The 1,746-nt window shown below is 30.8% G+C and carries 1 protein-coding gene; it reads left to right on the top strand.

Annotation, left to right across the window (positions count from 1 at the left end; genetic code table 11):
* The first annotated feature begins 277 nt into the window (after positions 1–277).
* On the top strand, positions 278–1,399 hold the full coding sequence (locus tag NZ841_08420) for a protein rep (protein MCS7202784.1): 1,122 nt from the start codon (positions 278–280) through the stop codon (positions 1,397–1,399).
* Positions 1,400–1,746 lie beyond the last annotated feature (347 nt).

Here is a 1,746-nt window from a genome sequence, read left to right as displayed (position 1 = left end):
TTTTTTTCTTAAATTATAAATTATAATCATGACTTTCTACTAGGATAGCCTAGCATGAAAAGCCAAAATTCCCCTGGAATTTCCATAAAAATAACCTCAAAGGGATACAGAGTTTATTGTAGAAAACTTTTTAGGGGCAGGTAATTACTCTGATTCAACACTTCATGCTAGGCTATTGGAAGGGCCTGCCCTCCTCTTAAAATATCCAAATATTTCAGATAGTTCGGTTATATCGGATAATTCAGAAAAATCTGAAAAAATTTTAGAAAAAAATGGGTTGTATCAACTTGATATACAGGCAACATCTCAGACAAAAAAAAGAGAAAGAGCAGAAAAAAGAGTAAAGTCAAGATGTAATTGTGGAAAAGAGGGTATTATAGGATTATATCAGTTAGAAGAGGAAGAAAGAATAAAATATCATCCTATTTCTTGTGGATCTGTATTATGTGAATATTGTGCATGGAGAGAGAGTAGGAAATTATTCAGAAGAGTAGAGGAGTATGTAAAGGGGATAAAAGATGTCTTAGTGTTTGCGACATTAACGATAGGAGGAAGAGAAAGTGTAAAAGAAGCAGTGAAAAGAGCATATGAAGTTAAGAAAAGATTTGGGGATTTGAGAGTATCGGGAAGAAAAAGATATCCGAAGTTAAGAGAGAAAGTAGAAGAATTATTAAGCAGATACATAGAGAGAGTAAGAGAAACAGATGGAGAAGAGGAAGCAAGAAAGAGATATGAATTTCATACTAATGTAATGAGAAAATTTGAGAAGAGATTTGGAAATAAGCTATATGAAAGTGGAATGAAAGTAAGGGATATATTTAAGGGTATATGGAAATTTGAGATAACAACCAATAGTAATCATTGTAGTAATCATTGGCATTCGCATTGGCATATCATATTGTCTGGATATATTCCATTGTTTTTATTACAAGCATTATGGATAGAAGCTGGAGGAGGAGAGATATTAGATATCAGACAAGTAAAAGAAAAGAGAGAAGCGATAGATGAGTTATCAAAATATCATGTCAAGCCTGTCATAAAAGAAGAGCAACTACAAAAACTTTCAGAAGAAACTCTAATAGAACTAGAAGAAAGTTTGTATGGAAGAAGAAAAGTAGAAACATGGGGTATAGAAAAGGTAGAAATAGAAAAAGAAAGTCAATGGAAATTAGTTAAGTTATTCACTAATATCAGAGTAAAACTAAGTGTCAATAATATTCGTGATATACCTAAGAGAGTTAGGGAATTATGGAAGAATGATATTGATGATTTTGAATATTGTATTGCAAAAAATGAGAAATATGAAATAGAGGGTAAAATTGTTTTAGATAAACATGGTAATCTGTGGTGGAATATTGATTTAGATAAACTCAAGTGGATAAATAGATTATTGTTTTAAAATCTACTTCTATGGCTTGCAAAAAGGGGTAGGGGGACCCTTTTTGCAAGCCATGTTGTCAGATTTTCTGACAACCTTTATATTAGGGGCTTGTTTAATATTTTTCATAATGACGAATCACGTAGGCTTTGTCCGAAAAAGAACTAAAGAACTGTAAAATTGAATAATTGAATAAAGATAATATGATATTGGGATTACTAAATAAATGAAAATCTTTATAAATATGATAGCTTTTTTATTTTTTGCTCAATTTTAGGTAGGAATTTTTTATTTTTTTCTTAAATTATAAATTATAATCATGACTTTCTACTAGGATAGCCTAGCATGAAAAGCCAAAATTCCCCTGG

The organism is Dictyoglomus sp. (genome assembly GCA_025060475.1).
Lineage (GTDB): Bacteria > Dictyoglomota > Dictyoglomia > Dictyoglomales > Dictyoglomaceae > NZ13-RE01.
This window is presented reverse-complemented; position numbering and strand designations above follow the sequence as displayed.